Below are 13,239 nucleotides of genomic sequence, written 5' to 3' on the forward strand. Positions count from 1 at the left end.
GCTCTCTGGTATAATGTTGATTCTTTCGAGCTTCCTCTAATCCCTTAATCCCATCACGTTCATAGCGCGCCTGCCAACGTTGTAATGTACGATCACCAAGACCGTGTTGACGGGAGAAACTACTGATACTTGTCTTCGAATGTCTGAACTCCTCCAATATGAGTAACTTTTCTTGAGCTGTATGCTTAGATCTGGGCATAGAAAATCCCTCCATGATCATCAGATGAATTATGATATTTCATCTGACAACCATAAAGGGATTATCGCACTCAGTCAAATCACTGAGGTAGGTGCGGCTTTTTACTAAGACATTGTGTTAATTTTTATTGTATGTTTTGGGCTTGGGCAAATTAACCAGCCCCACCGAAATTGCCAGTGCACGATCAACGGCCGCCATTTTTGCGCTTGATAAAGCTGTCACACGCGCCTGCAATCGCTGCTTATCGATGGTGCGAATCTGTTCCAGCAAAATCACCGAGTTACGTTCAACCCCGTCTTGCTTTGCCCGTAAGCCGACATGAGTGGGCATCTTGGGTTTTTGGATCTTGGAGGTAATGGCTGCCACAATGACGGTCGGGCTATAGTGGTTGCCAACGTTGTTTTGAATAATAAGTACAGGTCGATTGCCGCCCTGTTCGGATCCGACAACCGGCGATAAATCGGCGAAAAAAACATCACCGCGTTTTACGGTTACATCCATGCTTGTGCCCCCTCGTTGCTTATCGAATATGGGCGTATGCCTCACTTTCGCAGGCGGAGAAAGCATGACTGATCTCTGTATTGATCTGTCCCATGGCAACATAGCCGGAAATCAGCTGGTTGATATCGGGTGCTTGTGACTGCAAAAACTTGGCCACTGCTGTTGTGATCACATCTTGAGTGTCCGTGTCATTCAACTCACAATAGGCATCTAACCGCGCCTTAATAGCAGCATCAAACGTTACCGTTACTGACGTTTGCTTCTTCATGACAACTTCCTCCAACTTCCCAAGTTCATGTTGTTACTTTATCACAAAATCTAGTCAGGAGCTACCGCACTCGGCCGATCGTCTGAAAAACTTCCGGGTCACTTGTTGATCGGATTAATGCTTTGCCGTTTCAAACGTGGCGTCAAATTGCAGGCAATTTCATAATGAATCGTGTTGCTATACTTCGCCACATCTAACAGTGTGATCTCCTGATCGCCGCTATGACCGATTAAAACGACTTTCGTTCCGGCTGAGTAAGCTTTTGGCAGGCGAATCATGAACTGATCCATGCAAATTCGCCCGACAATCTCACAGGCATGGCCGTCAACCAGCACATGGAATCCTTGCAGTCGCCGCAGCCACCCATCGGCATACCCGAGCGGCACGGTTCCGATAAATTCGTCGCCTTTAGCCCGATAAGTCACACCATAAGAAATACCGTCACCGGCATGCACCTGCTTGCAATACGTCAATTCACTTTCCAGCGATAAGGCAGGCTCAAGTGGGAAAGGCGTTGTCGGAATCGCATCACCAGATGGATTCAGGCCATAAATCGCCACACCGTAACGAATCATGTTGCCATTACATGCCGCATGCCACAGACTGGTCGCCGAGTTCGAGACGTGTACGTAACGTGGCCGGGTTGGCAATAGGCCCACCATATGGTTAAACTTAGCCACTTGCTGTTTGAAATAGGCATCGTCCGGATCATCTGCTGTGGCAAAATGGGTGAAAATGCCTTCAACCTCGAATTGTTTGGGGTGTTCCTGAATGAACTCAAGGGCATCCAAAAGTACCTGATCTTCCGTAAAGCCAATCCGCCCCATCCCAGTATCCAACGCAAGATGGACACGCAAAGGCGGCAACTCCGGTTGGGCTTCCAACACCGGTAACGCCTGCTTAAGCCATTCAACACTGCTAATCGGTAACGAAATTGTTTGTGCCGCCGCAATCGCGGCATACTGACTTGGCACAATGCCTAAAACCAGAATTGGCTCGACAAAATTCGCATCCCGTAAATCCAACGCCTCGTCAAGTAACGCCACACAAAAACCACTTGCACCAGCCGTCTTGGCAACGCGCGCCACTCGCAACATACCGTGACCATAAGCATCGGCTTTGACAACAGCAAAGAGTTGGGTCTTCTTTTTTAACCGCGCCATCTCATGCTGGACATTATGCAAAATAGCTGTTTCATCAATTAAAACTGTAGCTGGTCGGAAGTTACCGATCGTCACGTTCAGGACCTTCTTTTTCTAAAATTACCTCGGTGAACACCAAAGTTTCACTGTGCGAAATGGAGACAAACGCATTGCCGGAAAATGGGTGCTTCGTTAGAATCGGTTTGCCAAGTTCGTTATTCAAAATTTCAACATCTTGTAAAGCGACCTTGCCCAATCCGGTTCCGAAAGCTTTGGAATACGATTCCTTCGCTGAAAACCGCCCCGAAAGATACTCCACGGCACGGCGACCATCCAATTGCTGATAGTTCGCTAATTCCACGGGTGTCAAAATTTTTGCCGCGAATCCATGGTTCTTTTCCTGAGCGGCTTGAATTCGTCCTAAATCAGTCACATCAACCCCGATGCCATAAATCATGGTTGCCTCCAATAAACTTGATAAAGCCATTTTAGCATGCTTTGATTAAAAATCGGCCATGTTCGGCAAATTGGCTGCTATCTCTGTTTGTGGAGTCGCAAACAATCTGTCCCGCCGGCGCTACATGCCGCCATGAAGAAACCAACTTTCTTTCCAAAAAAGCACCAAGACTATATCAGCCCCGGTGCTCGTTTTATTTTACCCGTCGCATTTCGTATTACTGACTCTGTCGCGTGAAAACTTATTCGCCTGAACGAATTTTAAAGTTGCGTTTAACGTTCTTACGCTTCTCGCCAAAGTTGCGCTTCTTGTCATAGCTGCGCCGACCGTCACGGTTGCCTTGATAGCCACCTTCGCGCCGCTTGCCCTTATAGCCGCCTTTATAACCGCCGCCACGATTGTTGCCGTGGCCATGACCGTTGTGACCGCGTCGAGGCAGTGGCCGTTCTGGGGTAATTTTGACCGGAACGGCGCTAGCATCATCAGGGCTAACTGCTTTGAGGTAAGCAGAGACCAATTGCAGCGGGGTGTAATTTTCCAAAAGCGTTTCCGCCATGGCTTCATACTTTTCGGTATCATTGGCTTCAACTTGTTCTTTGATGGTTGCCAAGCCGCTGGAAATCTGACCCATCAACGCTTCTTCAGCGGTTGGCGGCTTCATCGGCAACATCCGTTTTTTCGTCAAGTCTTCGATCGTGTGCAAGTATTCAATTTCATTCGGTGTGACAAACGTTACCGAAACTCCTTTGTGTCCCGCACGACCGGTCCGCCCGATACGGTGCACATATGAATCAGGATCTTGCGGAATGTCATAGTTATAAACATGCGTCACACCGGAAATGTCCAAGCCACGCGCTGCCACATCCGTTGCCACCAAAAAGTCCAACTGGCCACTCTTGAATTGACGCAAAACGCTCATCCGTTTTTGCTGCGTCAAGTCGCCGTGAATACCCTCAGCGCGATAACCACGAGCCTTCAAGCCACGGGTCAATTCATCGACCCGCCGCTTGGTCCGGCCAAAAATTAACGCCAGATCAGGATCCTGAACGTCAAACAAGCGCGTCATCACATCGAACTTTTCATAGTCTTTTGCGCGAACATAATATTGTTCAACGGTATCGGCGGTAAGTTCTTTAGCTTTAATTTTAACGATTTCTGGGTTTTTCATGAACTTGTTGGTCAAACGCATGATGGCTGCCGGCATGGTGGCAGAAAACAGCAATGTCTGCCGGTCTGTCGGCATTTGTTCGACGATCTTTTCGATATCGTCAATGAAGCCCATGTCGAGCATTTCGTCGGCTTCATCTAATACCAAGGTATCAAGATGTTCCAACTTCAAAGTGTGCCGCCCGATATGATCAAGAATCCGTCCTGGGGTTCCGACCACGATTTGCGGGTGTTCGGCAAGTTGGCGAATCTGGCGGCGGATATCAGCGCCACCGTAGACTGCTTGCACCTTGATCTTCTTGTCGCGACCTAAACGATAAAGTTCTTCTTGGGTCTGAATCGCCAATTCCCGGGTTGGGGAAATGACCAATGCTTGGATACTCCGGTCAGCTTTATCGATGTGTTGCAGAATTGGCAAGCCAAACGCTGCCGTTTTCCCGGTACCGGTCTGTGCTTGTCCGATCACATCTTTGCCTTCCAGAACCAGTGGGATCGTCTCCGCTTGAATCGGGGTCGCCTCTTCAAAACCTGACTGTGCGATCGCCTTTAAGAGATCATGATCCAAACCTAGTTCTTTAAACTTCAAATGAGTTCCTCCTTGAGAATTCCTGCACGCGTTTACCCAAGCGTGTTTTCAAGGAATCCGCGGGCGTCACGTGCATTTTCAGTAAATGACAAAAAAACATATCTCAACAACAATAGCACGTTCACAATTGAAAAACAAGAACAAGCGTCATTGCAGGATTGTGGTGGTAACGAGCTTCCAATTCCCGTCCAAGCGCAGGCCTGTCGCGATGATAGCGCTTTGACGCTAAGGGGGCGACTGCTTATTTCATGAAAATTTTCAAGATAATAAGGGACGAACGCATTAGCTGCTGTTCGCCCCCTATTCAATGCAATCAAATTTTCTTTTAAAAAATGAGCCTTTGCTAAGCATGATCCCCAGCGATCAGTGCTGCTAAAACTGTCTCTAGATGCAACCCATGACTGGCCTTTAACAAGACCATATCATCATGGCCGACGTCATTCTGCAAATCGCGAATCATCTGGTCCTTATCAGCTAACGGATAATAATGCAAGTGATCAGGCAAATATTTATCGGCCAAAGCATCGGCCAGTGCGTGCATCTCCGACCCATATAGATAGACTACTTGCACTTCATTGGGATCAAGCGCATCGGCCAAGCCTGCATGCAGCGCCTTACTTTGTTCACCAAGTTCCAGCATGTCGCCTAACACAGCGATGTGCCGACCGGTTGCCGTAAATTCACTAAAATCGCGGATCACCGCCCGCATCGCCGTCGGATTAGCATTATAAACATCACTGAGAATCTGTTCGCCGGCATCACCGATCAGCCACTGTGTCCGATTGGCAGTCACCTGAAAATGTGCAAGTGCCTTTTGCATGACGTCAGGTTTAACATGAAATTGCCGACCAACAAGCAGCGCGGCCAACGCATTCACCACGTTATACTCGCCCATAATCGGAATCGAGAAAGTCAGATCCGGCCACTGTTCAACCGTAAACTCGGTATGATTGCGATGGCCGTTAATAGAATGCGCAAACAAGGTATTTTCTGGATGTAAGCCAAACGTTTCCCGCTTTTGGGTAACTTCTTTAGCGCGCTCCACGAGTAGCGGCTCATCACCGTTGTAAATAAAGGTCCCGTCTTCCTTTAACCCATCGATGATTTCCATTTTGGCATCAGCGATTTTAGCGCGGGTTTTGAAGAACTCGATATGTGCTTCGCCAATCATGGTGATGACCGCAACATCCGGCTCAGCTAAAGATGACAATGCGTGTAACTGTCCCGGATGATCCATGCCCATCTCAAGAACCAGCACTTCAGTATTAGGTTCCATACTCAGAATCGTCATTGGCACGCCAATTTCGTTGTTATAATTATCCGGCGTTTTCACGACATGGTATTGCGTTGCCAAAATCGCTGCCGTCATATCTTTGGTCGTTGTTTTCCCGTTGCTGCCGGTAATGGCAACAACCTTGGGATTGACTTTCATCAACAAATAATATTTGGCCAACTGCTGCATGGCCGTCAGCGGATCCGGAACAACCAAGGCTGCCAGTTTGGTCTTGATTGGTGCATGATCCGCCGCAACAAATGTCGCCACTGCCCCCGCAGCAGCGGCAGCCGGAATAAACTCGTGACCGTCACGTTCACCTTGTAAAGGAACAAATAACATCCCTGGCTTCAATCGCCGCGAATCAAAGGTTAGTCCGGTAACCACGCGCGATCCATCCGCGTCAGAAAGCGGCTGCGCTTTGATAACACGCGCAATCTCTGCCAATGTCATTTTCATCATTAACTCGACTCCAATTCTTATACGTAGAGCGTGAGCTGGCGCGCTTAGGAGTCGGAGTGTAAGCGGCCCTGGGCGTGATGGCCGGTTTTTGGCCATTGCGCTCAAGGTCCTTACACGCAGACTACTGCGCCAGCGAACGCGTTTCAACAAGAGCGTGAGCTGGGCCGCTTAGAAACCGGAGCATAAGTGGCCTTGGGCGTAATGGCCCGCTCTTGGCCATTGCGCCCAAGGTCCTTATGTGCAGGTTTCTGGCCCAGCGAACGCGTTTCAATTGAAAAAGGCAACATAAGCCTCTTCCTAGACAAACATATTCATTATAAACAGGAAACTGCCCTTTTGTAGGCAGTTTTCTAAAATTATGATTTTTTAGCAGTTTCAGCTGGCACCATCTGCCACTGATTCTTCTGGCGCATCAAAACCAGTTTACCAAGCTTACGAACGGCGGTTTCAGAAAACTCACCATCCTCAATAAGTCGATTACTCGGTTCCAGTAATGGGATTCTGATTTGCTCGCGAGAAAATCGTACGTTGCGAAAATCAAAAAGCACACCATCTTCCAGCAACGGGAACAGCTGGGTATAGGCTTGATCAGACAAAGGTGAAAAATGTTGTTGTCTCAACCGTAACCAAAACGGCTGCTCATTGGCAATGCGCCGCAAGTATTTGTTGATCGCCGCGGCCAAAAAGGCTTCAAACAACGCTTCATGCCGCAAATAGATATTCACCATGCCATTACGCAACGGTAAATAAACCAATTCATTTTGTAGTTTATAATAAAAAGGCGAACTGAGATGCGTTTTGGCATGTCCTAAGTATAGCAGTTCTGCAATCTCGTTAGGGGTCAGTTCTTGTAAAAACCGCGGACGGGCATAATCTAACCAACACCTAGTCTGACCTTCCTTACTGCACAGAAATTCGCGCACTTGATCCTGTCCGTTGATAATATTAAACCAAGTATGCGGATCTATCTGTTCTTGTTCGTTAACCGGTGGCAATAACAGCAAATGATTTGGGATTTTTTGCTGACTATTCAGCAAATCACTTGCCGAAATACCATAAGTCAAAAATAAATGTGCCAACGGTTCATGATGAACATAAATCATTGCGTTTCGCATGATTAAAACCCCTTATAACTCCCACAACTATTATACGACTTTCAGCGGCAATCTTGACCTTTCAATCAAAAAAGGAGTTTTTCGCATGTTACCCTGGCCAAACAAGATCCCACAACCTAATTTACCAACAATTCCGCAAACCGACCTCATACCTTCGACTTATTTTTCGGTCATTAAAATCGGTTGCCTGCCAAAAAGATGGTGGTTGCCAACTTCAGAACCGACTAGTGATGGCTTGGACGGAGTTGGCATTCACGCCTTCGCAACACCAGGAACCGCCGTCACTGCAGATGATCTTCCAACAGATTTTCTACCGTTTGCCCACACCGGTCATCAATATTTCGGCTTTGATTTGAGCCATGACTCGCGACGTATTCGCTACATTGATACCGAAGTCGACCAGTGGCTCACCGTTGCACCGGATTTTGACACGTTTCTCAAACGGTTGCAGCCACATCCAGTCCGTCTACCCGAACTGCCTGTCGATCCGCAAATCTTTGGCCACATGGCGGTCATTGCTACAGCCGCCGATTGGCCTGCCTTATTCGATCACGCGCGGACGTTTATGACCGGCGCGGAGCTTGGCTCGTGGCTCGTTTGGCTGGCAACTTCGGATGACTTAGCCAAACGTCAGGCCGCCGCCGAGGAATATCATTTTCTTAGCCGTTATCAGTCAAGCTTCCTCACCCCAAATACAACAATCGAGTTGCGAAAATTGTTGTCTTGAGTTAGTTTGCCTCATTGTCGCTTACCGCGATCTTCGGGTTTGAATTTAAAAGTATCTAACCACCGCAAGTCGCGTTTAATGCCAAAATATCCCAACAAGGCCAAACCTAGCGAGCCAAAGAAGTCCATGAACAAATCACCCATGGTATCCATCAATGCCGCCCGACCACGCAGCAAAACCCCACTTGCCGCCATATACCGTTGCATATTCATACCAAGTAAGCCGTCAAACGTAAATTCATAAAATTCCCACAACACGCCGATGGTTGTACCAAATGCGAGTGCAAATAACGCCATTAACAAAGGACTCGTCGTTGCTAACCGTTTTGCTGGCGTCAACGCAGCAAAAATGGCAAAGCCCAACCCCGCTAACATGGCCGCGCTGAAAAGATGCTCAAACTTGTCCCAATACGGCACGCTGTAGCACTGTAACCCAGTGCCCAACAAAACACTCAACAAAATGAAGATTTCAAACAAATAAATTAAAAGTGGCGGAAAGCGGAAATGCCACCAATGTTCCATTAACCTAGGCAAACTGACAATTAAGATCCCTGACGCAACTTGCGCCAGTAACATTGCCTGTCCGTGGAATAATGGCCGTCCGCTTATGTAAAGCCCGCCAACAATCAGCAAGTAAAGTAGATCGCCAACGATATTTAACCAATATAAAAAATTTGATCGTTTAGTCATGACGTTTCCTCTTTTCCTAAAAGGTTCTGGGCATCGATACAATTAATATATTTTTGTAAGCGCTTGGTGTAGACTCAGCTTTAGGAGGTGATTCCATGCCAATCAAAACGTTGCCTGAAGATCAATTGGTCACCATGAGTCAGACCGTCGTTAAAGAAGTCGCCAAAGCGTTTGCCTTCCCTTATTATGTCAATGATTTAACTCATGACGCAAATTTTGACACCGATCATACGGCGACAAAGCTTGAATTCGAACTCACGTTGCTAAATGATCCCGACCTTGATCGCACAATTAGTTTTTACAGCAATGCCGATGCTGACCCGATCATGGGCGGTGCCGCTTCGGCTCAGGTCACTGTTGCAGCCGGTATCACATTTATCTATCTAAATGACGGATATAAAGATTCTTATCTCATTATTATTCACGATGGCAAAGTCGTTCAAAACCTCAAGCTGGAACAACAAATTCTGTCAGGCCCTGAAGTCGAGAATCTAATCGAGCATGTTATTCCTAACGCAAAATAAGCCTTAGAACGCATAATTGAAAGTGGCCAAGTCTGGCTGCTTTTTATTATCGCTCCGTCATATAGAGAGCTTAACGCGCACCACCGCGAACAAAGTCCTGCATCGTTTTACGCTATTTTTTCCAACAAAAAAACCACCATAACGGTGGAAAAGTTTGGGGGAACTTTTTTGGGAGTGTAAGTTAATGTGTAAGCCTAAGGCAGAAATACTTCCGCCTCATTGACATCAGTATAACAAGTTCTTAGCGACTCCGTGATTCCATTTTCGACAAGTTATCCGTCTAATTAATAAATCGGCTTATATTATGATAAGTCATAGCTAAAAAGAGCAGCCCAATTGGACTGCTCTTTTGTTATTATTTCTTATCCAAACCGTACTTTTTGTTGAACCGATCAACCCGTCCATCGGCTTGCGTGAACTTCTGCTTACCGGTGTAAAACGGATGGGAATCAGACGAAATTTCTACCCGAACCAATGGGTATTCTTTACCATCTTCCCACTTGATGGTTTCTTTGGAAGTTTTGGTGGAACCGGAAATAAATTTAAAACCAGTTGCTGAATCCATGAAAACAACTGGATGATAATCTGGATGGATGCCTTGCTTCATAACCAATTACTCCTTTTGCCCTAAATCATTGCCTGATCTAGAGATACTATGACTACAACTCTAATAGTCTATCACGCGCAACCTATAAACGCAATCTCAATCAATCAATTCGACATCCGCGCCTAAACCGCGCAGTTTCATCACAACCCGATCATATCCACGCAAGATATTATCAACTTTGGTAATCGTCGTTGTCCCTTCGGCCATTAGTCCGGCAATCATGAGACAGGCACCGGCACGAATTTCTTCAGCCGCGACCTCGGTTCCCTGTAAATGATCGCAATGATGCAAGATAATCACATCATTTTCAATCGTAATGTCTGCGCCCATCCGCAACAATTCCGGAATATGGCGAACTCGCTTGGGGTAAATCGTGTCAATGATGAGTCCTTCGCCATGCGCTTTTAACATCAATGGTGTGATTGGCTGTTGCAGGTCGGTCGCAAAGCCAGGATACGGCATCGTTTTGATTTGAACCATTTTTAAATCGCCTGACGGATAGACAAAAATACTATCTTCCCCTACGTCCATGACGACACCCATTTCTTCCAGTTTAGCCAAAAAGGCGTCTAAATGTTCGGAAATGATGTTCTTAACTTTCACGCCCTCACCAACCGCTGCGGCCATGGACAAATAAGTACCGGCTTCAATGCGATCGGGGATGATAGTGTGCGAATTGTGTGCTTCAAGCGTTGGCACACCGCTAATCCGGATCACATCCGTACCAGCACCCCGAATTTTAGCCCCCATGTTGTTTAAGTATGTTGCTAAGTCGATGATTTCCGGCTCTTTGGCAGCATTTTCGATCACCGTGCGGCCTTTCGCCGTCACTGCTGCCAAAATCACGTTAATAGTAGCGCCGACAGAGACCATATCCAGAAAAATACGGGCACCGTGTAAACCTTCAGCAGGTGCTTTAATCGCCATTGCACCATGTTCATTACTCACGGATGCACCTAATGCTTCAAAGCCTTTAATATGTTGATCAATCGGCCGCGGACCAATATCATCGCCACCAGGCAACCCAACAATGGCTTTTCCAAATCGCCCTAATAACGCCCCCATGAAGTAATAAGAAGCGCGAAGACTTTTAATCTTACCATCTGGCAACGGTACGTCGTGAATTTCTGTTGGATCAATCGTCAAAACATTTTCAGTAAAATCGGATTTGACGTTCATATCATCCAAAATGGCCATCAAATTATAGACATCCTGGATATGCGGCACTGAATCGAGCGTAACCGGGGTGCGCGACAAAATTGCAGCCGGAATTAAAGCAACCGTGCTGTTCTTCGCACCGCCGATCACAACTTCACCGGACAACTTCTTTCCGCCGTGGATCAGCATTTTTTCCATTTGACTTAAATCCTCGCTTAAGGTCGTTCATTTCAAGTAGGCTGAAGCTGACCTGCATCTTTTGCTTCAAAAATAGAGCACGAACTCTGGTAGGCAAGCACATGACCCGTACGCCATGCGCTCAATATACAAGTTTAATGAATCCCTAGGAAAAAAACAAGGACTAAAAGAATAGAAGAGCGTGAGAGCATAAGTGGCCTTGGGCGTGATTGCCGGTCTTTGGCCATTGCAACCAAGGTCCTTATGTGCAGGTTTCTGGCCACGCGAACGGGTTTTGAAGCCGCTGCAGAGGATGTTAGTGTCTCTCAGCGTGATAGCCATGGGCTGGCTTTAGTCATTTGAGTCTAGAGGTCCTCACACGTAGGCTCCTGCGCCGGTGAATGCTTTTAATTCCGCTCCCCCGCGGCAAACCTACACCCATCCGCAACAAAAAAGGCCGCCTCAAAGTATCCCGCTTCAAGGCAGCCTAAATGATCAACTATTAATTTTTAAAATCGCCAGCCGATTGGATAAAGGCTTTAAACAAGCCTTCAGGTTTATTCGGTCGTGACTGAAATTCCGGGTGATACTGTGACGCAACAAAGAATTTGTTTTTCGGATATTCGATGATTTCCATCAAGCGGTCATCAGGGCTAACACCGGAAAACACCAAACCTTTGTCTTCCATTGACTTGCGATACTTAGTGTTGAACTCATAACGGTGACGATGACGCTTCTGAATTTCATGAACATTGTCGTACGCTTTTGCTGCAACGGAACCAGGCTTTAGTACACATGGATAAAGGCCAAGCCGCAGCGTCCCGCCAAGATTCTTCACACCAACTTGATCACGCATCAAGTCAATAACCGGATCCTTGACATCAGGATGGGTTTCGGTCGTGCCGGCACCCTTAAGTCCCAAAACATTCCGAGCAAACTCGATTGACGCCATCTGCATGCCAAGGCAAATGCCCAAGAATGGAATATCATTTTCGCGCGCGTAACGAATAGCCGCAATTTTGCCTTCTAAGCCGCGATCGCCGAAACCGCCTGGAACCAAGATGCCGTCAAAGCCTTGCAGCAGACTTTCGACATTATCATCATTGACATCTTCGGCTTGAAACATTTCCAAATCGATATCGGAATCCCAGTAATAGCCAGCGTGTTTAAGCGCTTCGGCAACAGAAATATAGGCATCCTTTAACGCAACATATTTACCGACCAACGCAATTTTAGTGTGGTGGGTTAAATGCTGAACCTTATGCTCAAGCTTCATCCACTCGGTCATATCCGCGGCCGGCACATCAAAGCCAAAATGATCAACGACGATCTGATCCATTTTTTGGGCCTGCAATGCTAACGGAACGGAGTAAAGCGTCTTGGCGTCGCGGGACTCAATCACGGCATTTTCCGGCACATCGGTGAACAACGCGATTTTCTTCTTCATATCTTCCGTGATCGGTTTTTCGGTCCGAACAACGAGCATGTTTGGCTGGATACCAATGCTACGCAGTTCTTTAACACTGTGCTGAGTCGGCTTAGTTTTCATTTCGTCGGCTGCCCGCAAATAAGGCACCAAACTGGCATGGATGTAGAAAACATTATCCGAGCCAACATCGCGCTTCATCTGCCGAATTGCTTCAAGGAACGGTAAGGATTCGATATCGCCAACCGTTCCGCCGATTTCCGTGATGATCACATCGGAGTCACTGTGTTTAGCGGCACGCATGATTTTTTCTTTAATCATGTTGGTGATATGGGGAATCACCTGAACGGTCGCACCAAGGTATTCACCGCGGCGTTCACGTTGCAAGACTTCAGAATAAATTTTCCCGGTTGTGACATTGCTATACTTGTTCAGGTTAATATCGATAAACCGTTCATAATGACCAAGGTCGAGGTCAGTCTCGGCGCCATCATCGGTGACGAAAACTTCACCATGCTGATAAGGATTCATGGTGCCCGGGTCAACATTGATGTACGGATCGAATTTTTGAATCGTGATCTTCAAACCACGATTCTTCAACAAGCGACCTAGGGATGCAGCAACGATCCCTTTACCTAATGACGATACGACCCCACCGGTAACAAAAATATACTTGGTCATAATCATACTCCTTTTTTAATAATCGGGAAAAAACAAAAACAAGCTCCCTATTCATGCGAACAGGGAGCTTGAACCGTATT

The 13,239-nt window shown here is 47.0% G+C and carries 14 protein-coding genes; 2 read left to right on the forward strand and 12 right to left on the reverse strand.

Annotated features, from left to right (window positions below):
* The 8 genes from BVJ53_RS03385 to BVJ53_RS03425 all read right to left on the reverse strand — a co-directional run.
* Nucleotides 1-199: helix-turn-helix domain-containing protein (locus tag BVJ53_RS03385; RefSeq protein WP_158280559.1), on the reverse strand; the 199-nt coding region annotated here is incomplete at its 3' end.
* 117 nt (nucleotides 200-316) lie between these two features.
* The gene (locus BVJ53_RS03390; RefSeq protein WP_129301156.1) at nucleotides 317-700 is read right to left on the reverse strand and encodes a type II toxin-antitoxin system PemK/MazF family toxin; all 384 of its coding nucleotides are present in this window, start codon (nucleotides 698-700) and stop codon (nucleotides 317-319) included.
* 19 nt (nucleotides 701-719) lie between these two features.
* Nucleotides 720-968 (reverse strand): antitoxin, encoded by a 249-nt coding sequence (locus tag BVJ53_RS03395; RefSeq protein WP_010491246.1) that lies wholly within the window; start codon nucleotides 966-968, stop codon nucleotides 720-722.
* 98 nt (nucleotides 969-1,066) lie between these two features.
* Nucleotides 1,067-2,206, reverse strand: a complete 1,140-nt coding sequence (gene alr, locus BVJ53_RS03400) for an alanine racemase (RefSeq protein WP_129301157.1) — start codon at nucleotides 2,204-2,206, stop codon at nucleotides 1,067-1,069.
* On the reverse strand, nucleotides 2,193-2,567 hold the full coding sequence (gene acpS / locus BVJ53_RS03405) for a holo-ACP synthase (protein WP_049170363.1): 375 nt from the start codon (nucleotides 2,565-2,567) through the stop codon (nucleotides 2,193-2,195). The genes alr and acpS overlap by 14 nt, the downstream gene beginning before the upstream one ends.
* 241 nt (nucleotides 2,568-2,808) lie before the next feature.
* A complete protein-coding gene (locus tag BVJ53_RS03410; protein WP_129301158.1) occupies nucleotides 2,809-4,320 on the reverse strand; it encodes a DEAD/DEAH box helicase in 1,512 nt (503 codons plus the stop codon).
* A gap of 343 nt (nucleotides 4,321-4,663) precedes the next feature.
* Entirely contained in the window at nucleotides 4,664-6,052 is a 1,389-nt protein-coding gene (locus BVJ53_RS03415; protein ID WP_129301251.1) for a UDP-N-acetylmuramoyl-tripeptide--D-alanyl-D-alanine ligase, read from the reverse strand.
* Nucleotides 6,053-6,411: 359 nt separating this feature from the next.
* Nucleotides 6,412-7,170 (reverse strand): hypothetical protein, encoded by a 759-nt coding sequence (locus tag BVJ53_RS03425; protein ID WP_129301160.1) that lies wholly within the window; start codon nucleotides 7,168-7,170, stop codon nucleotides 6,412-6,414.
* A gap of 85 nt (nucleotides 7,171-7,255) precedes the next feature.
* Here BVJ53_RS03425 and BVJ53_RS03430 point away from each other — a divergent pair, with 85 nt between their 5' ends.
* Nucleotides 7,256-7,897: an SMI1/KNR4 family protein gene (locus BVJ53_RS03430; protein ID WP_129301161.1), complete on the forward strand. Its 642-nt coding sequence runs from the start codon at nucleotides 7,256-7,258 to the stop codon at nucleotides 7,895-7,897.
* Between the two features lie 11 nt (nucleotides 7,898-7,908).
* On the opposite strand, the gene BVJ53_RS03435 is transcribed toward BVJ53_RS03430, so the two are convergent.
* A complete protein-coding gene (locus tag BVJ53_RS03435; protein WP_129301162.1) occupies nucleotides 7,909-8,586 on the reverse strand; it encodes a hypothetical protein in 678 nt (225 codons plus the stop codon).
* Nucleotides 8,587-8,681: 95 nt separating this feature from the next.
* On the opposite strand from BVJ53_RS03435, the gene BVJ53_RS03440 reads away from it, so the two are divergent.
* Nucleotides 8,682-9,110 (forward strand): hypothetical protein, encoded by a 429-nt coding sequence (locus BVJ53_RS03440; protein WP_129301163.1) that lies wholly within the window; start codon nucleotides 8,682-8,684, stop codon nucleotides 9,108-9,110.
* A gap of 355 nt (nucleotides 9,111-9,465) precedes the next feature.
* Here the strand turns inward: BVJ53_RS03440 and BVJ53_RS03445 are convergent, their stop codons facing one another.
* The 3 genes from BVJ53_RS03445 to BVJ53_RS03460 all read right to left on the reverse strand — a co-directional run bounded on the left by BVJ53_RS03445 (nucleotide 9,466) and on the right by BVJ53_RS03460 (nucleotide 13,159).
* The gene (locus tag BVJ53_RS03445) at nucleotides 9,466-9,717 is read right to left on the reverse strand and encodes a type B 50S ribosomal protein L31 (protein ID WP_025013790.1); all 252 of its coding nucleotides are present in this window, start codon (nucleotides 9,715-9,717) and stop codon (nucleotides 9,466-9,468) included.
* Between the two features lie 96 nt (nucleotides 9,718-9,813).
* Entirely contained in the window at nucleotides 9,814-11,073 is a 1,260-nt protein-coding gene (locus tag BVJ53_RS03450; protein ID WP_129301164.1) for a UDP-N-acetylglucosamine 1-carboxyvinyltransferase, read from the reverse strand.
* Nucleotides 11,074-11,554: 481 nt separating this feature from the next.
* Nucleotides 11,555-13,159, reverse strand: a complete 1,605-nt coding sequence (locus tag BVJ53_RS03460) for a CTP synthase (protein ID WP_129301165.1) — start codon at nucleotides 13,157-13,159, stop codon at nucleotides 11,555-11,557.
* Nucleotides 13,160-13,239: the final 80 nt, after the last annotated feature.

It is taken from the genome of Lacticaseibacillus chiayiensis, from assembly GCF_004123795.1.
Taxonomy (GTDB): Bacteria; Bacillota; Bacilli; order Lactobacillales; family Lactobacillaceae; genus Lacticaseibacillus; species Lacticaseibacillus chiayiensis.